The following is a 17,500-nucleotide window of genomic DNA, read 5'->3' on the forward strand; positions in this document are numbered from 1 at the left end:
GTTCCCCCGAGGGTTTCTCCAAATGCTGCGCCGCGCTGCCCTGTTCCTCTCCGCGCTTTGCCTGTCGTCATCCGTGATGGCCGCGGACAATCCGATCGATGCCGGCCGGATCACCGAAACCGTCAGGACGCTCGCTTCCGATGCGTTCGAAGGGCGCGCGCCCGGGACACCGGGCGAGGCGAAGACGATCGATTATCTGATCGCTCGCTTCAAGGCGCTGGGGCTGGACCCCGGTGGCGCCGATGGCGGCTGGACGCAGGATGTGCCGCTGCTCCACACTCGGCTGGGCGCGCCGGCGAAGCTCGGCACCACGCGCGGCGGCGCGTTCCGCCCGCTGGCGACCGGCAAGGATATTTATCTCAGCACGCTCCAGCCAAAGGATCGGGTGCTGATCGATGGCGCGCCTTTGGTGTTCGTCGGCTATGGCGTCGACGCGGCCGAGCGCGGCTGGGACGACTTCAAGGGCGCCGATCTCAAGGGAAAGATCGCGGTCTTCCTGATCAACGATCCCGATTTCGAGGCGGTCGCGGGCGAGGACGCGGTCGGCAAGTTCGGCGGGCGGACCATGACCTATTATGGCCGCTGGACCTACAAGTTCGAGGAAGCCGCGCGGCGCGGCGCGATCGGCGCGCTGATCGTCCATGACACGGCCGGTGTCGGCTATGGCTGGAATGTCGTGGTGAGCCCGGGCGGCGAGAATTACGGCATCGTCCGGCCAGCGAAAGACGTGACGAGCCTGAAGGTGCAGGGCTGGCTGAGCGGCGAGGCGTCGACCGCGCTGTTCCGCGATGCCGGGCTTGATCTCGCCGCATTGCGCGTCGCCGCGCGCCGTGCCGATTTCCGGCCGGTGCCGCTTGCCGGTCTTGGTTTCTCCGCCGATATTCCGGTGACGCAGGAGGCGGTGCAAAGCCGCAATGTCCTGGCCCGCATTCCCGGCGCGGCGCGTCCGCAAGAGACAGTGATGCTCGGCGCGCATTGGGATGCCTATGGCATCGGTGCGCCCGATGCCCAGGGCCGGACGATCCGCGCGGGCGCCAATGACGATGCGATCGGCATCGCCGCGCTGCTCGAGATCGCGCGCACCTTCAAGGCCGGGCCGCCACCCGCGCGCAGCCTGGTATTCGCGGCCTGGACCGCCGAGGAACGCGGGCTGCTCGGTTCGGACTATTATGCGACCAACCCGATCTATCCGCTCGACAGCACCGTCGCGAACCTGACGGTCGATGTGCTCCAGACCGCGGGACGCGCGCGAGATGTGATCCTGGTCGGGCAGGGGCAGACGGTGCTCGAAGACGATCTGGCCCGCCTCGCAGCGACGCAGGGCCGCACCTTAACGCCGGAGAGCCTGCCCGAACGCGGATTATTCTATCGCGCCGATCATTTTCCCTTCGCCAAGCGCGGTGTGCCGGTGCTGCTGATGATGAGTCTGGCCGGTGCTTCGGATATGGTGGATGGCGGTCGCGCGGCGGGGCAGCGCTGGGTCGATGACTATACCGGCAAATGCTACCACCAACCCTGCGACGCCTGGACGCCGGACTGGAATCTCGATGGGGCGGTGATGGATATCGACCTCGTCCGCCGCATCGCCGCCGAACTGGCAGGTTCGGATCGCTGGCCCGGCTGGAAGGACGGATCCGAATTCAAGGCGGTCCGCGAGCGGAGCGCGGCTGCAAGGAAGTAGCTTCTTGTCATTCCCGCGCACGCGGGAATGACAGTTAGTCGTGAGACTCAGGGTAATATCCCCGCCCATGCCTCTTCATGGCTTCCCTGGTGATTGGCCATGCCGGGTTTGGTCAGGCAGCCGCGCGGTTGGACGAAGCTGGTGATCCGCCGCACGGGCATTTCGTGCCACTGGATGTTGAACGCCCGGTTGATCGGGAAGAAGCACAGGCTCGAATAATCGAGATGGTCGTGGATCCACCAGGCGAGCCGCGTCCAGTCTCCCGGTTGGTCGAAGCGTTCGATGAAGCCGGGAATGACGATACAGGCGGTCGCGCCCATGAAGCCATGGGCATCGCGCCGGTCCCAGATATGATCGGCGGCGCTCGTTTCGCTCATCGAGCAATTATAGCCCTTGGCACCCTTGCGCATCAGCCGGTTGCCAAGTCCATTGACCTCCGCCGAGCGATAGGCGCCGCGAATCGCGATGCGGCCGAACGCGTCCTGCAGCGGTTCGAGCAGGTTCTCGCACAACCGCGTGCCCGCCGCGATGGCAAGATCGGGATCGTCGGGCACATTCGCGATCCCATGGATCGCCGCGATCTCCGAAAACAGGAAATCGCGCATGAAGAAGGAGCGCGAAAGGCGAACGCGGCCCAGAGTGTTGAGCGCATCGACGCTGGCGGGCTTGCGCATCGCCTGCCTATATGTCCCGGATACCGCTGTCATGCATGCGGCTGTCGTCGATGATATATGGCGGCCGGTGCGGGATGTTCACCCGCACCGGGCCGCGATGGCAGGATCTTGCGATCCCGCCCATTCTCAGGCCGCGAGCTTCCTCAGCACGTACGGCAGGATGCCGCCGTTGAGGAAATAGTCGAGCTCGTTGACGGTATCGATGCGGCACAGCGTCTCGAAGCTCTCCTCCGAACCGTCGGCGCGCGTCAGCTTGACGGTGACGGTCTGGCGCGGGCGGAGCGCCGAGACGTTCTCGATCGTGAAGCTCTCCGATCCGTCCAGGCCCAGCGTCTGGCGGTCGACGCCGTCGGCGAACTGCAGCGGCAGCACGCCCATGCCGACCAGGTTGGAGCGGTGGATACGCTCGAAGCTCTCGGCGATGACGGCGCGCACGCCGAGCAGGTTGGTGCCCTTCGCCGCCCAGTCGCGGCTGGAGCCGGTGCCATATTCCTTGCCGGCGATCACGATCAGCGGCGTGCCGTCCGCCTTGTAGCGCATGGCGGCGTCATAGATCGCCATCTGTTCTCCCTTATAGGCCGAATAACCGCCTTCGACGCCCGGCAGCATCTCGTTCTTGATGCGGATATTGGCAAAGGTGCCGCGCATCATCACGTCATGGTTGCCGCGGCGCGCGCCATAGCTGTTGAAGTCGGCCTTGCTGACCTGATGCTCCTGCAGGAAGATGCCGGCCGGGCTGTCGGCCTTGATGCTGCCCGCGGGCGAGATGTGGTCGGTGGTGATCGAATCGGCGAAGATCGCGAGCGGACGCGCCTCGATGATGTCCTGCACTGGCGCAGGGGTCATGCTCATGCCCTCGAAATAGGGCGGGTTGGCGACATAGGTGCTGCCCGCGCGCCACGTATAGGTGTCCGAACCCTCGACCTCGATCGCGCGCCACTTCTCGTCGCCCGAGAACACGTGCGCGTAGCGCGCCTGGAACATGCCGCGATCGATATTGGCGTCCATGACTTCGCGGACTTCGGCGTTGGAGGGCCAGATGTCCTTGAGGAACACGTCCTGACCGTCCGAACCCTGGCCGATTGGCGTTTCGATCATGTCCTCGGTCACGGTGCCCTTCAGCGCATAGGCGACGACGAGCGGCGGCGAGGCGAGGAAGTTGGCGCGCACGTCGGGCGAGACGCGGCCTTCGAAGTTGCGATTGCCCGAGAGCACCGATGCGGCGACGATGTCGTTGCCGTTGATCGCGGCCGAGATCGGCGCGGCGAGCGGACCCGAATTGCCGATGCAGGTGGTGCAGCCATAGCCGACCAGATTGAAGCCGACGGCGTTCAGGTCGGCGGTCAGGCCGGCCTTGTCCAGATAATCGGTGACGACCTGGCTGCCGGGGGCGAGCGAGGTCTTGACCCAGGGCTTGGGCTTCAGGCCGAGTGCATTGGCCTTGCGCGCAACCAGGCCGGCGGCGACGAGCACCGACGGGTTGGAGGTGTTGGTGCAGCTCGTGATCGCGGCGATGACGACGTCGCCGTCACCGATGTCGTGATCCTTGCCGTCGACCGCGACGCGCGCGGGGCGCTGCTTGGAATAGACCTTGGAGAGGTCGCCGTTGAACACTTCGTCCACCGCGTCGAGCGAGACGCGGTCCTGCGGGCGCTTGGGGCCGGCAAGGCTGGGGCGGACGCTGTCCATGTCGAGTTCGAGCGTGTCGGTGAACACCGGATCGGGCGCATCGGCCGACCACCACATGCCCTGCGCCTTCGCATAGGCCTCGGTCAGCGCGATCTGTTCCTCGCTGCGGCCGGTCAGGCGCATATAGTCGAGCGTCTTGTCGTCGATGCCGAAGAAGCCGCAGGTCGCACCATATTCGGGCGCCATGTTGGCGATGGTCGCGCGGTCGGCGAGGCTGAGCGCGTCGAGGCCGGGGCCGAAGAATTCGACGAAACGTCCGACCACGCCTTTGGCGCGGAGCATCTGGGTGACGGTGAGCACCAGGTCGGTCGCGGTGATGCCTTCCGCCAGCGTGCCGCTCAGCTTGAAGCCAACGACTTCGGGGATGAGCATCGAGACGGGCTGGCCAAGCATCGCGGCCTCTGCCTCGATGCCGCCCACGCCCCAGCCGAGCACGCCCAGGCCGTTGACCATGGTGGTGTGGCTGTCGGTGCCAACGCAGGTGTCGGGATAGGCGACGGTCTCGCCCGACCCGTCAACCGAGGTCCAGACCGCCTGCGCGATATGCTCGAGATTGACCTGGTGGCAGATGCCGGTGCCCGGGGGCACGACCTTGAAATTGTCGAGCGCCTTCGATCCCCATTTCAGGAACTCGTAACGTTCACCGTTGCGCTGATATTCCAGCTCGACATTGTCCTCGAACGCCTTGGGCGTGCCGAACTCATCGACCATCACCGAGTGGTCGATGACGAGGTGGACGGGCACCAGCGGATTGATCTTCTGCGCGTCGCCGCCCAGCATGTTCATCGCGTCGCGCATCGCCGCCAGATCGACGACGCAGGGAACGCCCGTGAAATCCTGCATCAGCACGCGCGCGGGGCGATACTGGATCTCGCGGTTGGAGCGCTGGTCCTTCTGCCAGTCGACGATCGCCTGGATGTCCTCGACGGTGACGGTCACGCCGTCCTCGAAGCGCAGCAGGTTTTCGAGCAGCACCTTCATCGAGAAGGGCAGGCGGCTGACATCGCCCAGCCTGTCGGCCGCCTTGGCCAGTGAATAATAATGAACCGTCTGTCCGCCCGCGGAAAGCGCGGTGCGGGTGGAGAGCGTGTCCTGGCCGATGGCGGTCATATGCTTTTGCCCCTTCGCTGTGCGGCACGGGCGGGGATACGCCGTTCAGGCGGCCCGTGCGGGTTATGGAAAAGCCCGCAAATGCGGGAGTCGCGCGGGCTTTAGCAGGGGGTTTCGGGGGTGGAAAGGGTGTGAAGGCGCTGAATCGCGCACAGCGGGCATTCTATCGCCGCCCCTGCGCGGTTTCGGGAGCGCGTCAGTCGGCGATCTGTTGCCAGGACAGGTCGAACCGGGCGAGATATTTGCGCAGCCGGTCGGCATCATTGGCCGAAGTCCGCCGCGAGCGCGATGCCGCGAACAGGGTGCGCCCGGCTTCGGAGAGAGAGCGGCTGTGCCGGCAGATTTCGACGACATGGGCGAGCTGGACGCGGTCGAACGGGTCGAGCGCCGCGATCTGGTCCTGCGTCAGCAACCGGTCGAGATCGTCGGATGCCGGCGTGCCGGCCGACCAGAGCCGCTTCAGCCGCGCGACTTCCGTATCGACACAATCCAGGTCGATCCGCCCCTTGGGCGAAAAGGTCGCCATCCGTGTGACGCTTGCGGCGAGATCGCGGAAATTGCCGGGCCAGCGTGCTTCCGCGTTGCATGAGAAAGCAAGATAGCGCTCGCGGGCCTCGCGATTGAAGGTGACGCGCATGCCGTCGCGCTCGGCATGGCGATCGAGCTCATAATCGAGATTGGGCGCGATATCCTCGCGCCGCTCGGCGAGGCCGGGCAGGGTGAAGGTCCACAGGTTGAGCCGCGCGAACAGGTCGTCACGGAAGCGCCCTTCGGCCACCGCCTGCGCCAGATCGCGATTGGTGCCCGCGATCAGCTGGAAATCGCTGCCGGCTTCCTTGTCGGCGCCGACGGGCAGGAAACGCTTGTCCTCGATCGCGCGCAGGATCATCGCCTGCTCGTCCAGCCCGAGCTCGCCGATTTCGTCGAGGAACAAGGTGCCGGTGTCGGCGGTGCGCAGCAGGCCCGGCCGGTCGGCGGCGGCGCCGGTGAAGGCGCCGCGGCGATGGCCGAACAGCGCGGACATCGCGCCGTCGCCCTTCAGCGTCGCGCAATTCACTTCGACGAACGGGCCCTTCACCTGGTGCTTGAGCCGCTTGAGCTCGTAGATGCGGCGCGCGAGCTGGCTCTTGCCCGCACCCGTCGGCCCCATCAGCAGGATCGGTGCGCGCGATCGGATCGCCACCTGCTCGATCTCGTCGATCATCCGGTTGAAGCCGGCGTTGCGCGTGTCGATGCCCGATTTCAGGAAGGACGTGCTTTCCGCGCTCGCCGCCGCGAAACGCGTCGCGATGCTGTCATAGCGCGACAGGTCGAGGTCGATCACGTTCCAGCTTCCCGGCGCACCCGTGGGCATGCCACGCTTGGGTTGGGTCTGGAGCAGCCGGCCGGGCAGGTAACGCGCCTCGGTCAGCAGGAACAGGCAGATCTGCGCGACATGCGTGCCGGTGGTGATGTGGATCAGATAATCTTCGCTGTCCGGATCGAAGGGCTCGGCGCGCGCGAAGTCGAGCAGCTTGCCGTAGACCTCCTCGAAATCCCAGGGATTGTCGAAGCTCAGCAGGCGGCGATCGACCGTCGTTTCGGGCGACACGGCGGCGACGTCTTCCGCGATATATTCGGCCAGCCGCACATGCTGCGGCCCGTGCAGCATGACGAAGCGGTCGACGCGCAGATCGTCGTGCATGGCGAGCCCGACCGAGGGGCGCCACTTGTTCCAGCGCGATGGGCCGAACTTGCTCGCATCGAGCGTCGATCCCAGGAATCCGATCACCACAAGCGGTCTCATGTCTATCCTGTAGGATAAAATCCTATCGGTAGCGATAGGATTTTTGAAGGTTGCCGCCTGACGCGATTTTGCGGGTTTCAGTGAAACTGGAATAAATATCAATTTATATCAGATGGATATGAGAATTTTCGGGCGGGGCTGATCGAACTGGCACGGCATGTGCTGATGAGGAGCATGTCGGACGGCGCGTTATGCGGGTGCCGACAGTGTAGCCAGATGGGCGGCCGGAATCGGCCGGCCGCCCCAAGAACAAGGAAGATGCCCATGGCCAACAAGAGCCTTTTCGCTTCCGCCGTCGCGATGCTTTTGCCGCGCGCGGATGCCGTGAACCGTCAGGGTGCGCCCGCCTATGCCTATGGGCCGGAGGCGAAGCTTGCCCAACTCGCGGCGACCGGCACGCTGGCCGACAATTTCTACGGGCGGGCCGATGGCCAGCTTGCGGATGTGCTGGACGCGGCCCGCGCGGCCGATCCATATTTCGTTGCGCAGGCCGCCATCTACGCCCGCACGTCAGGTGCGATGAAGGATATGCCGGCCTTGCTGGCCGCGTATCTGACGGTCGCCGATCCCGATCTCGCGGTCCGTGTCTTCGGGCGCGTGATCGACAATGGCCGCATGCTGCGCAACTTCGTGCAGATCATGCGTTTGGGGCAGGTCGGCCGCAACTCGCTGGGTTCCCGCCCGAAGCGGCTGGTCCAGCGCTGGCTGGAACGGGCGTCGATGCGCGATCTGATGGCAGCCGCCACCGGCGGCGATCCGTCGCTCGCGGACATCGTGAAGATGGTCCACCCCAAGCCGGCGGATGCCGCGCGTCGCGCCTTTTACGGCTGGTTGATCGGCCGTCCCTATGACGTCGCCGCGCTGCCCGTCGAGATCGCCGCGTTCGAGGCGTGGAAGCGCAATCCCGCGTCGCCGTTGCCGGCGGTGCCGTTCGAATGGCTGACTGCTTTTCCGCTCGCCGCGGAACAGTGGGGCGAGCTGGCGGCCCGCATGGGCTGGCAGGCGCTGCGGATGAACCTGAATACGCTCGCCCGCAAGGGTGCGTTCGGTGTCGACGGCGTGACCGAGATGGTCGCCGCGCGTCTGTCCGACGCGCAGGTGCTCGGTAAGGTCAGGCCCATGCCCTATCAGTTGATGGTGGCATTGGGTCAGGTCGATGCCGGCGTGCCGCTCAAGGTCCAGGCGGCGCTGGAGGACGCGCTGGAGCTTTCGCTCCGTGGCGTGCCGAAGGTGCCGGGCCGGATCGTCGTTTGCCCCGATGTGTCGGGCTCGATGGCATCACCGGTGACGGGGTACCGCACGGGCGCGTCGTCGAAGGTGCGGTGCATCGATGTCGCGGCGTTGGTCGCGGCGGCGATGCTGCGGACCAACCGACAGGCTCGGGTGATGCCGTTCGAGCAGCGTGTGGTTTCGCTGGCGCTCGCGCCGCATGCCCGCGTCGCGATCAACGCGGCGAAGCTGGCGGCGATCGGCGGGGGCGGGACCAATGTCTCGGCGCCGCTGGCGATGCTCAATGCGGAAAAGGCCGCGGTGGATCTGGTGGTGATCGTCTCGGACAACGAGTCCTGGATCGACGCCAGCCGCTATGGCGCGACCGCGACGATGCGCGAATGGGATGTGCTGAAGCGCCGCAATCCGGCGGCGAAGCTCGTCTGCATCGACATCCAGCCTTACGGCACGACCCAGGCCCGGGATCGCGCCGATATCATTAATGTCGGGGGTTTCTCCGACGCGGTGTTCGACACGATCGCGCGCTTCGTCTCCGGCGAGACGCGCGACTGGGTCGGCATCATCAAGCAAGTGGAGGTTTGATCAACAGGGTCGTGGCGAATGCTGGCGGGACTACATCCACCAGAAGACAGGTCCGACGAGTAAAGCGCCTGGGAAAGCAGCGATGCGATCACGGGAGATGCGGGTTCGAATCCCGCCGCTGGAACGTAGCTTAAGGGCCGCCGTCTCGCCGAAACTCGTCGCCACGGCCCTGTCGACATCATGGCGAATGCCAGTGGAACTACATGGACTTCAGTGTCGCCGGTTCGATTCCGGCCGGGCGAAAGCCCGTAGCTCAGTGGATAGAGCATGAGGCTGTTTCACGACCAACTCGTCGCCGTGAACGAATGTGCATCCAGGCGAATGCCTGACGGACTACATGGACTCTTAATCCCCTGGTCGCGGGTTCGAATCCCGCCGGGCCGTCAATCGGTCCGTAGCTCAGCGGTAGAGCGGGAAACGTCCGTCAAATCCTCGTCGCCACGGTATGCGCGCCGGCGAATGCCGGCGGGACTACAGGTCAGAGCACCCGCTTGCGGGAGGCCGGCGGTTCAACTCCGCCTCCGGGAAACCGGATAGCTCAGGGAAATGTCTCGCCATCGCTCGTCGCCGGCAATGATCGACGCACAGACAGGGTGTAGCTCAGGTGCGTGAGAGCGCCGGCCTTGGGAGCCGGAGGCCGCTGGTTCGAGTCCAGCCGCCCTGACCAGTTTTTCCGCCTCGCGGTACGCGGGGCGCCAGATTTTGAATGGGAGGTCGCGATGACCGAGACGATGTACGATTACCAGCATGTCGAGGGTGGCGTGCCGATCAAGATGTGGACGCGCGGCGTGCCCGTCGACGACAAGGCGCGCGCGCAGCTTGCGCGCGCGGCGCAGATGCCGTTCGTGTTCAAGCATGTCGCGGCGATGCCCGACGTTCATGTCGGCATCGGCGCGACCGTCGGCTCGGTGATCCCGACCAAGGGCGCGGTGATTCCCGCCGCCGTCGGCGTCGATATCGGCTGCGGCATGATGGCGGCGCGGACCTCGCTGGTCGCGAGCGATCTTCCGGACAATCTGGAAGCCATCCGCGCGGCGATCGAGCAGGCGGTGCCGCATGGCCGATCGGTCGGGCGCGGCAAACGCGATACCGGCGCCTGGGGCGATCCGCCCCCGGCGATCGTCGAGGCCTGGGCGACGCTGGTCGCGCGCTTCGATCGGATCACCGACAAATATCCGCGGCTGAAGAACACGAACAATCTCGTGCATCTCGGTACGCTGGGCACGGGCAATCACTTCATTGAGCTGTGCCTGGACGAGGAACAGCGCGTGTGGGTGATGCTGCATTCGGGGTCGCGTGGCATCGGCAACGCGATCGGCAGCTTCTTCATCGAGCTGGCGAAGCAGGACATGCGCAAATGGCACATCAACCTGCCTGATCAGGATCTCGCCTATTTCCCCGAAGGCACCGATCATTTCGACGATTATGTCGAGGCGGTCGGCTGGGCGCAGGATTATGCGGCGCTCAACCGGCGGATGATGATGACCAACGTCATCCGTGCGCTGCGCAAGCAGATCGTCAAGCCGTTCGATGCCGAGCTGGAGGCGGTGAATTGCCACCACAACTACGTCCAGCGCGAGAATCACTTCGGTGAGAATGTGCTGGTCACCCGCAAGGGTGCGGTGCGTGCCGCCAAGGGCGTGATGGGCATCATCCCGGGATCGATGGGCGCGAAATCGTTCATCGTGCGCGGGCTGGGCAATGCCGAATCGTTCGATAGCTGCAGCCATGGCGCGGGACGGGTGATGTCTCGCACCCAGGCGAAGAAGGCGGTGTCGCTCGCCGAGCACATCGCCGACACGGCCGGCGTGGAATGCCGCAAGGACGAAAGCGTGATCGACGAGACGCCGCGCGCGTACAAGCCGATCGAGGCGGTGATGGCCGCGCAGGCGGATCTGGTCGAGATCGTCCATACGCTGAAGCAGGTGGTGTGCGTGAAGGGGTGAAGCGGGGTCAAGGCGGCATGCCGTTCCCGCTTCACAACCTCGATGCCACCTTGGTCGAGCGGTCTCACCTGAAGCACTAATAAGAATGAAAGAAGAGACATGATCATCATCGACGGATCCGAGGGCGAAGGCGGCGGACAGGTGGTGCGCAATGCGTGCGTGCTGTCGCTCGTCACTGGCCAGCCGTTCCGTATCGTCAACGTGCGTGGCGGGCGCGAGAAGCCGGGGCTGATGCGCCAGCACGTCACCGCGATCGAGGCGGCCTGCACGCTCGGCAATGCCGAATGCGAGGGGCTGGCGGTTGGCGCATCCGAAATCGCCTTCCGCCCGGGCCGGGTTGTCCCCGGCGACTATCGCTTCTCGGTCGGCACCGCCGGCAGCACGGGGCTGGTCCTCCAGACGATCCTGCCGCCGCTGATGCTGGCGGACGGGCCGTCGCGGATCGTGCTCGAAGGCGGCACGCATAATATGCTCGCGCCGCCGTTCGATTTTATCGACCGCAGCTTCCTGCCGATCGTCAACCGCATGGGACCTCATGTCGAGGCGCGGCTGGTGCGGCATGGCTTCTATCCGCGCGGCGGCGGCCGGATCGAGGTGGAGATCACGCCGGCGCCGCTGTCGCCGATCGATTGCCTGTCGCGTGGCGCATCGCTGCACCGCGCGGCGACCGCGCTGTTCGCGGCCTTGCCGTTCGAGATCGCCCAGCGTGAGCTTTCAGCGGCGCGCAAGCTGCTCAACTGGCCGGAAGCGGTTTTCGCGGTTCGTGAGCTTCCCGCCGAACAGGGGCCGGGCAATATCCTGCTGCTCGAGGCCGGCTTCGAACATGTGACCGAGATCGTCAGCGGTTTCGGCAAGCTTGGCGTTTCTGCCGAGACGGTCGCCAAGACCGCGGCGTCGCGCATGAAGGGTTATCTGGCGAGCGATGCCTTTGCCGGCCCCTATCTGGCGGACCAGTTGCTGCTGCCCTTCGCGCTGGCGGGTGGCGGCAGCTTCACCACGGTCAAGCCGAGCCAGCACGCGCTGACTGCGGCGGACATCATCGAACGGTTCCTGGGGCGGCGGTGCGTGTTCGAGCAGATCGAATCGGGCGCGCATCTGATGACGGTGCGGTGATCCGATTTTCCCCTCCCGTTTACGGGAGGGGTTAGGGGAGGGCCTGTTCGGGCTTGGTGCTGAATTTGACAGGCCCTCCCCCGACCCCTCCCGTAAATGGAGGGGAGATTTTGTTACCGGCCGATCATCGTTTCCGGGCGGACGAGGCGGTTGAAGGTCGCTTCATCGACCAGCCCGAGCGCCAAACCAGCCTGTTTGAGCGTCAATCCGTTGAGATGTGCGTGCTTGGCGATCTTCGCGGCATTATCATAGCCGATCTCGGGCGCGAGCGCGGTGACCAGCATCAGCGATCGATCGACCAGCTCTGCGATTCGCGTCTCGTCGGCTTCCATGTCGTCGACGGTGCGTTCGGCGAAGCTCTCCATGCCGACCGCGAGCAGGTGGATCGAGCGCAGCATGTTGGCGCCGATCATCGGCTTGAAGACGTTGAGTTCCAGATGGCCTTGCAGACCGCCGACCGTGATCGCCTGGTGATTGCCGATCACCTGCGCCGCGACCATCGTCAGCATCTCGCATTGGGTGGGATTGACCTTGCCGGGCATGATCGAGCTGCCGGGCTCGTTCGCGGGCAGGATCAGCTCGCCGATGCCCGATCGAGGCCCTGATCCGAGCAGGCGGATATCGTTGGCGATCTTGGTGAGCGCCACCGCCAGCGTCGAAAGCGTGCCGGAGAGATGGACGATCGGGTCGTTCGACGCGAGCGCCTCGAACTTGTTCTCGGCGGTGAAGAAGGGCAGGCCGGTCAGGCCCGCGAGTTCGGCGGCGATTGCCGCGCCGAAGCCCGCCGGCGCGTTGAGGCCGGTGCCGACGGCGGTGCCGCCCTGGGCGAGCTGGCACATGCCGTGCGTCACCGCCGGCTCGATCCGGTTGCGGCAACGATAGAGCTGGTTGGCATAGCCCGAAAATTCCTGGCCGAGCGTCAGCGGGGTCGCGTCCTGCAAATGGGTGCGGCCGATCTTGACGATATGATCCCAGGCCTTCGCCTTCGCATCGAGCGCATCGTGCAGCCGCGTCAGCGCGGGCATCAGCGCCGTGGTCGCGGCGCGCGCCGCGGCGATGTGCATCGCGGTCGGGAAACTGTCGTTGGACGACTGGCCCATATTGACGTGATCATTGGGGTGGACGGGGTTCTTGCCGCCGCGCGCGCCCGTCAGCAGTTCGTTGGCGCGGCCCGCAATCACCTCGTTCACGTTCATGTTCGATTGCGTGCCCGATCCGGTCTGCCAGATGACGAGCGGGAACTGGTCGTCATGATCGCCGGCGACGATTTCGGCCGCCGCTGCCTCGATCGCGTTGGCGATCTCGTGCGGCAGGCCATGCGTCCGGTTCACCCGCGCCGCCGCCTGCTTCACCAATGCCAGGGCATGGACGATGCCGATCGGCATCCGCTCGGTCTCGCCGAACGGGAAATTCTCGATCGATCGCTGCGTTTGCGCGCCCCAATAGGCGTCAGCCGGTACCTCGATGGCGCCGATGCTGTCGGTTTCGGTGCGCGTGGCCGTCATTCCATCCTCCGTCGTGGCTGCGGAGGGCAAATGGCGTTTACGGATAGGATATGCCAGCCCCGAAGAGGCCGGTGGGGATTATTTCTTCCGCCCGAAATCCACGGTCACGACGTTCGATCCGTCCTCGACCGGCACCGCCACCGGGCGGTCGTTCTCGGCTTCGTGCTCGCCGTCGGACGCCTCGTCGCCCTGCGCCTGGAATTGCAGCGCGAAATTGACGGCCGGGTCGTGGAAGCCCGTCACCGCCGCGAAGGGGATGACGAGATGCGCGGGCACCTGGTTGAAGCTCAGCGCGACTTCGAAGCCATCTTCGGCCACTTTCAGGTCCCAGAAGCGATTCTGCAGGACGATGGTCATCTCGTCGGGGAATCGCTCGCTCAGATGGCGGGGGATGTCGACGCCCGGTGCGCCGGTTTTGAAGGTGATGTAGAAATGATGCTGGCCGGGCAGGCCGCCCGATCGTTCGACCTCGCCCAGCACGCGGCCGACGACGGCGCGCAGCGCTTCCTGCACGATCTCGTCATAGGGAATCAGGCTGTCGGGCGTTTCTTCGCTCATCGCGCCGTGGTGAACGCTGATGCGCGGCTGGTCAAGTGATTGCGCCAGCATTCCGGCGCGCTATAGGGGCGCATCATGCGCACAGCGACCATAGCCCGCAAGACCAAGGAGACCGAGATCGACGTCACCGTCAATCTCGATGGCACCGGAGTCTATACGGTTTCAACCGGGATCGGCTTTCTCGATCACATGCTGGAACAGCTTTCGCGGCATTCGCTGATCGATCTCGATGTGAAGATCGTCGGTGACCTGCATGTCGACCAGCATCATACCACCGAGGATTCGGGGATCGCGATCGGCGAGGCGATCAGCCGCGCATTGGGCGATCGTCGCGGCATCACGCGCTACGGCACCGCCTATGCGCCGATGGATGAGACGCTGACCCGCGCCGCGATCGACATTTCGGGCCGTCCCTTCCTGGTCTGGAAGGCGGCGTTCAGCCAGCCGCGACTGGGCGAGATGGATACCGAACTGTTCGAACACTGGTTCCACGCCTTTTCGGGCGCCGCCGGCATCACGCTGCATGTCGAGGCGCTTTACGGCCGTAACAACCACCATATCATCGAAAGCGCGTTCAAGGCGCTGGCGCGCGCGCTGCGCCAGGCGGTCGAGATCGATCCGCGCAAGGCCGATGCGATTCCCTCGACCAAGGGCACGCTCGGGGGCTCGGCCGCCGGTGACTGAGACCGTCGCGCTGATCGACTATGGCGCGGGGAATCTCCATTCGGTTCACAACGCACTGAAGGCGGCGGGCGCCGAGGGCGTCGTGGTGACCGCCGATCCCGCGATCGTGCGTGCCGCCGACCGGATCGTGTTGCCCGGCGTCGGCGCCTATGCCGCCTGCGCCACGGCGCTCAACGCCGTGCCCGGCATGCGCGAGGCGCTGGAAGACGCTGTGCGTATCAATGCGCGGCCCTTTCTCGGCATCTGCGTCGGCATGCAATTGATGGCCGATCATGGCGAGGAACTGGGCGGCCATGAGGGGCTCGGCTGGATCCAGGGCAAGGTCGTGGCGCTCGATCCCGCCGATCCCGCGCTGAAAGTGCCGCATATGGGATGGAACAGCGTGTCGCCGACGATTGGCCATGCGCTGCTGGAAGCCGGTGAGGCCTATTTCCTGCACGGTTTCGCTTTTGAAGGCGCGAATGTGCTGGCGCTGACCGACCATGGCGGCCCGGTGACTGCCGCGATCGGGCGTGACACGATGATCGGCGTCCAATTCCACCCCGAGAAGAGCCAGCGCTACGGGCTCAGCTTCCTCGAACGTTTTCTGGACTGGAAACCATGAGCCTTATCGTCTTCCCCGCGATCGATCTGAAGGGCGGGCAGGTCGTCCGTCTCGCTGAAGGCGATATGGATCGCGCGACCATCTATGGCGACGATCCGGCCGCGCAGGCGATGCTGTTCGCTGATGCCGGGGCGGAACATCTTCATGTCGTCGATCTCGACGGCGCCTTTGCCGGCCAGTCGGTCAATGGCGAGGCGGTGAAGGCGATCGTCGAGCGCTTTCCCGGTCATGTACAACTGGGCGGCGGCATTCGTGACCGCGCGGCGATCGAGCGCTGGTTCGACCTGGGCGTCTCGCGCATCGTGATCGGCACCGCCGCGCTCGAAAATCCGGAGCTTGTGCGCGCCGCCGCGAAGGATTTCCCCGGCGGGATCGTCGTCGCCGTCGATGCGCGCGACGGCATGGTCGCGACCAAGGGCTGGGCCGACGTCTCCACCGTTTCGGCGGTCGATATGGCGCGCCGGTTCGAGGATGCCGGCGTCGCGGCGCTGCTGTTCACCGATGTTGGTCGCGACGGCCTGCTCAAGGGTTGCAATGTCGAGGCGACGGTCGATCTGGCACGGAGCAGCGACATCCCCGTGATCGCCAGCGGCGGTGTCGCCGGGATCGGTGACATCCGGATGCTCGCCATCCATGCCAAGGACGGGATCGAGGGCGTGATCACCGGTCGCGCGCTGTATGACGGGCGGCTCGATCTGGCCGCGGCATTGTCGATCGCCCGCGTATGATCTGTTCTAAAAGTCCGTTCGGGCTGAGCCTGTCGAAGCGGTGTGGGAGGGACGCTGGCGCATGACTGTTCGCGCGCGTGTCATTCCCTGCCTCGACGTGGCGAACGGTCGCGTCGTCAAGGGCGTCAATTTCGTCGATCTGCGCGATGCGGGCGATCCGGTGGAGGCCGCGCGCGCCTATGACGCGGCGGGCGCCGACGAACTCTGCTTCCTCGATATCTCGGCAAGCCATGAAGGGCGGGGCACCTTGCTCGACATGGTCCGCCGCACAGCCGAGGTGTGCTTCATGCCGCTCACCGTCGGTGGTGGCGTGCGCAGTCCGGAGGATGCGCGTGCGCTGTTGCTGGCCGGCGCGGACAAGGTGGCGGTCAACAGCGCTGCGGTGGCGCGGCCCGAACTCGTCGCCGACATGGCCGATCGTTTTGGCAGCCAGTGCGTTGTCGCCTCGGTCGATGCGCGACAGGTTTCGCCCGGGCGGTGGGAGATCTTCACCCATGGCGGCCGGCGCGAGACCGGGATCGACGCGCTTGAACATGCCGCCCGCCTGGCGGCGCTCGGCGCCGGCGAACTGCTCGTCACCTCGATGGACCGCGACGGCACGCGCGACGGCTATGATCTGGCGCTCACGCGCGCCATCGCCGATGCGGTGACGGTGCCCGTCGTCGCCAGCGGCGGCGTCGGCGCGCTCGATCATCTCGTCGCGGGGATTGTAGAGGGCCATGCCAGCGCCGTGCTGGCCGCTTCGATCTTCCATTTCGGCCAGCACAGCATCGCCGAGGCGCATGCCGCGCTCGCGGCGGCCGGGATTCCGGTGCGCGCGCCTTTACAGGATGCGCGCATCGCGGCAGACGCACGGGCATGAGCGACGCGATCGACAGGCTTGAAGCGGTGATCCGCGAGCGGCGCGACGCCGATCCCGACGCCTCCTATGTCGCGAAACTGACCGCCAAGGGCCGCGCCAAGATGGCGCAGAAGCTCGGTGAGGAAGCCGTGGAGACCGTGATCGCGGCGATCGCGGGCGATCGTGCCGGCGTCACCTCGGAAGCGGCGGACCTGATCTTCCATCTCGCCGTGCTGCTCGCCGATCTCGACCTGTCCTTCGCCGACGTCTTCGCCGAGCTCGACCGGCGCGAGGGCGTTTCGGGGCTGGCCGAAAAAGCCGCGCGCCCGAAAGACTGATCGTAACACGTAAGGACCGAACATGCCGATCGACGCCACCCGGCCCTATGACGACCAGAATATCTTCGCGAAGATCCTGCGTGGGGAAATCCCGAACCGGACCGTCTATGAAGACGATCATGCGCTCGCTTTTCACGACATCAATCCGCAAGCGCCCCATCATATCCTGGTGATCCCGAAAGGAGCCTATGTTTCGTGGGACGATTTTTCCGCCAAGGCTTCGGACGCGGAGATTGCGGGCTTCATTCGCGCGGTCGGCCATGTCGCGCGCGAAGCCGGTATGGTCGAGCCGGGATACCGGCTGCTGGCGAATATCGGCGCGGATGGAGGGCAGGAGGTTCCGCACCTGCATATCCATATCTTCGCAGGCAAGCCGCTGGGGCTGATGATCGCGCGATAGGCTATGCCATATAGACTATTGCGCTCAGGTC

At 65.5% G+C, this 17,500-nt stretch carries 15 protein-coding genes and 3 tRNA genes; 13 read left to right on the forward strand and 5 right to left on the reverse strand.

Features of this window, described 5'->3' with window-relative positions:
• Positions 1-22 precede the first annotated feature (22 nt).
• Positions 23-1,681, forward strand: a complete 1,659-nt coding sequence (locus ACODTA_RS22445; protein ID WP_489068810.1) for a M28 family metallopeptidase — start codon at positions 23-25, stop codon at positions 1,679-1,681.
• Between the two features lie 47 nt (positions 1,682-1,728).
• Here ACODTA_RS22445 and ACODTA_RS22450 read toward each other — a convergent pair whose 3' ends face one another.
• From ACODTA_RS22450 to rtcR, 3 genes are all read right to left on the reverse strand, one after another.
• Positions 1,729-2,355, reverse strand: a complete 627-nt coding sequence (locus tag ACODTA_RS22450) for a hypothetical protein (protein WP_489068812.1) — start codon at positions 2,353-2,355, stop codon at positions 1,729-1,731.
• A 126-nt stretch (positions 2,356-2,481) separates the two neighbouring features.
• Entirely contained in the window at positions 2,482-5,154 is a 2,673-nt protein-coding gene (acnA, locus tag ACODTA_RS22455; protein WP_489068814.1) for an aconitate hydratase AcnA, read from the reverse strand.
• Positions 5,155-5,350: 196 nt separating this feature from the next.
• On the reverse strand, positions 5,351-6,940 hold the full coding sequence (gene rtcR, locus ACODTA_RS22460) for an RNA repair transcriptional activator RtcR (RefSeq protein WP_489068816.1): 1,590 nt from the start codon (positions 6,938-6,940) through the stop codon (positions 5,351-5,353).
• Positions 6,941-7,204: 264 nt separating this feature from the next.
• On the opposite strand from rtcR, the gene ACODTA_RS22465 reads away from it, so the two are divergent.
• The 6 genes from ACODTA_RS22465 (at position 7,205) to rtcA (ending at position 11,811) form a co-directional block, all read left to right on the forward strand.
• On the forward strand, positions 7,205-8,752 hold the full coding sequence (locus tag ACODTA_RS22465; protein ID WP_489068818.1) for a vWA domain-containing protein: 1,548 nt from the start codon (positions 7,205-7,207) through the stop codon (positions 8,750-8,752).
• A 242-nt stretch (positions 8,753-8,994) separates the two neighbouring features.
• Positions 8,995-9,133: transfer RNA gene (locus tag ACODTA_RS22470), tRNA-OTHER, on the forward strand.
• Between the two features lie 10 nt (positions 9,134-9,143).
• Positions 9,144-9,280, forward strand: a tRNA-OTHER gene (locus ACODTA_RS22475).
• A 61-nt stretch (positions 9,281-9,341) separates the two neighbouring features.
• Positions 9,342-9,419, forward strand: a tRNA-Pro gene (locus tag ACODTA_RS22480).
• Between the two features lie 52 nt (positions 9,420-9,471).
• Positions 9,472-10,698, forward strand: coding sequence for an RtcB family protein (locus ACODTA_RS22485; protein ID WP_489068820.1), 1,227 nt, complete (start codon positions 9,472-9,474; stop codon positions 10,696-10,698).
• 99 nt (positions 10,699-10,797) lie between these two features.
• Positions 10,798-11,811 (forward strand): RNA 3'-terminal phosphate cyclase, encoded by a 1,014-nt coding sequence (rtcA, locus tag ACODTA_RS22490; RefSeq protein ID WP_489068822.1) that lies wholly within the window; start codon positions 10,798-10,800, stop codon positions 11,809-11,811.
• A 113-nt stretch (positions 11,812-11,924) separates the two neighbouring features.
• On the opposite strand, the gene fumC is transcribed toward rtcA, so the two are convergent.
• Together fumC and ACODTA_RS22500 are read right to left on the reverse strand one after the other, a co-directional pair.
• The gene (fumC, locus tag ACODTA_RS22495) at positions 11,925-13,316 is read right to left on the reverse strand and encodes a class II fumarate hydratase (RefSeq protein ID WP_489068824.1); all 1,392 of its coding nucleotides are present in this window, start codon (positions 13,314-13,316) and stop codon (positions 11,925-11,927) included.
• A gap of 78 nt (positions 13,317-13,394) precedes the next feature.
• Positions 13,395-13,874, reverse strand: a complete 480-nt coding sequence (locus ACODTA_RS22500; RefSeq protein WP_489068826.1) for an SspB family protein — start codon at positions 13,872-13,874, stop codon at positions 13,395-13,397.
• 75 nt (positions 13,875-13,949) lie between these two features.
• On the opposite strand from ACODTA_RS22500, the gene hisB reads away from it, so the two are divergent.
• From hisB to ACODTA_RS22530, 6 genes are all read left to right on the forward strand, one after another.
• The gene (gene hisB, locus ACODTA_RS22505; protein WP_489068828.1) at positions 13,950-14,558 is read left to right on the forward strand and encodes an imidazoleglycerol-phosphate dehydratase HisB; all 609 of its coding nucleotides are present in this window, start codon (positions 13,950-13,952) and stop codon (positions 14,556-14,558) included.
• A complete protein-coding gene (gene hisH / locus ACODTA_RS22510; protein WP_489068830.1) occupies positions 14,506-15,162 on the forward strand; it encodes an imidazole glycerol phosphate synthase subunit HisH in 657 nt (218 codons plus the stop codon). Before hisB ends, hisH begins: the two co-directional genes overlap by 53 nt.
• The gene (hisA, locus tag ACODTA_RS22515; protein WP_489068832.1) at positions 15,159-15,890 is read left to right on the forward strand and encodes a 1-(5-phosphoribosyl)-5-[(5-phosphoribosylamino)methylideneamino]imidazole-4-carboxamide isomerase; all 732 of its coding nucleotides are present in this window, start codon (positions 15,159-15,161) and stop codon (positions 15,888-15,890) included. The genes hisH and hisA overlap by 4 nt, the downstream gene beginning before the upstream one ends.
• Before the next feature lie 61 nt (positions 15,891-15,951).
• On the forward strand, positions 15,952-16,752 hold the full coding sequence (hisF, locus tag ACODTA_RS22520) for an imidazole glycerol phosphate synthase subunit HisF (protein ID WP_489068834.1): 801 nt from the start codon (positions 15,952-15,954) through the stop codon (positions 16,750-16,752).
• Entirely contained in the window at positions 16,749-17,069 is a 321-nt protein-coding gene (locus ACODTA_RS22525) for a phosphoribosyl-ATP diphosphatase (RefSeq protein ID WP_489068836.1), read from the forward strand. The genes hisF and ACODTA_RS22525 overlap by 4 nt, the downstream gene beginning before the upstream one ends.
• 22 nt (positions 17,070-17,091) lie before the next feature.
• Positions 17,092-17,469 carry a histidine triad nucleotide-binding protein gene (locus tag ACODTA_RS22530; protein WP_489068838.1) on the forward strand — a complete coding sequence of 126 codons (378 nt, stop codon included), beginning with the start codon at positions 17,092-17,094 and terminating at the stop codon, positions 17,467-17,469.
• Positions 17,470-17,500 lie beyond the last annotated feature (31 nt).

It is taken from the genome of Sphingomonas sp. FG14 (assembly GCF_057809675.1).

Excerpts from the sequence above, each read along its gene's own strand:
- ACODTA_RS22445 (WP_489068810.1), top strand. The coding sequence starts at position 23 with ATGCTGCGCCGCGCTGCCCTGTTCCTCTCCGCGCTTTGCCTGTCGTCA.
- ACODTA_RS22450 (WP_489068812.1), bottom strand. The coding sequence starts at position 2,355 with ATGCGCAAGCCCGCCAGCGTCGATGCGCTCAACACTCTGGGCCGCGTT.
- acnA (WP_489068814.1), bottom strand. The coding sequence starts at position 5,154 with ATGACCGCCATCGGCCAGGACACGCTCTCCACCCGCACCGCGCTTTCC.
- rtcR (WP_489068816.1), bottom strand. The coding sequence starts at position 6,940 with ATGAGACCGCTTGTGGTGATCGGATTCCTGGGATCGACGCTCGATGCG.
- ACODTA_RS22465 (WP_489068818.1), top strand. The coding sequence starts at position 7,205 with ATGGCCAACAAGAGCCTTTTCGCTTCCGCCGTCGCGATGCTTTTGCCG.
- ACODTA_RS22485 (WP_489068820.1), top strand. The coding sequence starts at position 9,472 with ATGACCGAGACGATGTACGATTACCAGCATGTCGAGGGTGGCGTGCCG.
- rtcA (WP_489068822.1), top strand. The coding sequence starts at position 10,798 with ATGATCATCATCGACGGATCCGAGGGCGAAGGCGGCGGACAGGTGGTG.
- fumC (WP_489068824.1), bottom strand. The coding sequence starts at position 13,316 with ATGACGGCCACGCGCACCGAAACCGACAGCATCGGCGCCATCGAGGTA.
- ACODTA_RS22500 (WP_489068826.1), bottom strand. The coding sequence starts at position 13,874 with ATGAGCGAAGAAACGCCCGACAGCCTGATTCCCTATGACGAGATCGTG.
- hisB (WP_489068828.1), top strand. The coding sequence starts at position 13,950 with ATGCGCACAGCGACCATAGCCCGCAAGACCAAGGAGACCGAGATCGAC.
- hisH (WP_489068830.1), top strand. The coding sequence starts at position 14,506 with ATGCGATTCCCTCGACCAAGGGCACGCTCGGGGGCTCGGCCGCCGGTG.
- hisA (WP_489068832.1), top strand. The coding sequence starts at position 15,159 with ATGAGCCTTATCGTCTTCCCCGCGATCGATCTGAAGGGCGGGCAGGTC.
- hisF (WP_489068834.1), top strand. The coding sequence starts at position 15,952 with ATGACTGTTCGCGCGCGTGTCATTCCCTGCCTCGACGTGGCGAACGGT.
- ACODTA_RS22525 (WP_489068836.1), top strand. The coding sequence starts at position 16,749 with ATGAGCGACGCGATCGACAGGCTTGAAGCGGTGATCCGCGAGCGGCGC.
- ACODTA_RS22530 (WP_489068838.1), top strand. The coding sequence starts at position 17,092 with ATGCCGATCGACGCCACCCGGCCCTATGACGACCAGAATATCTTCGCG.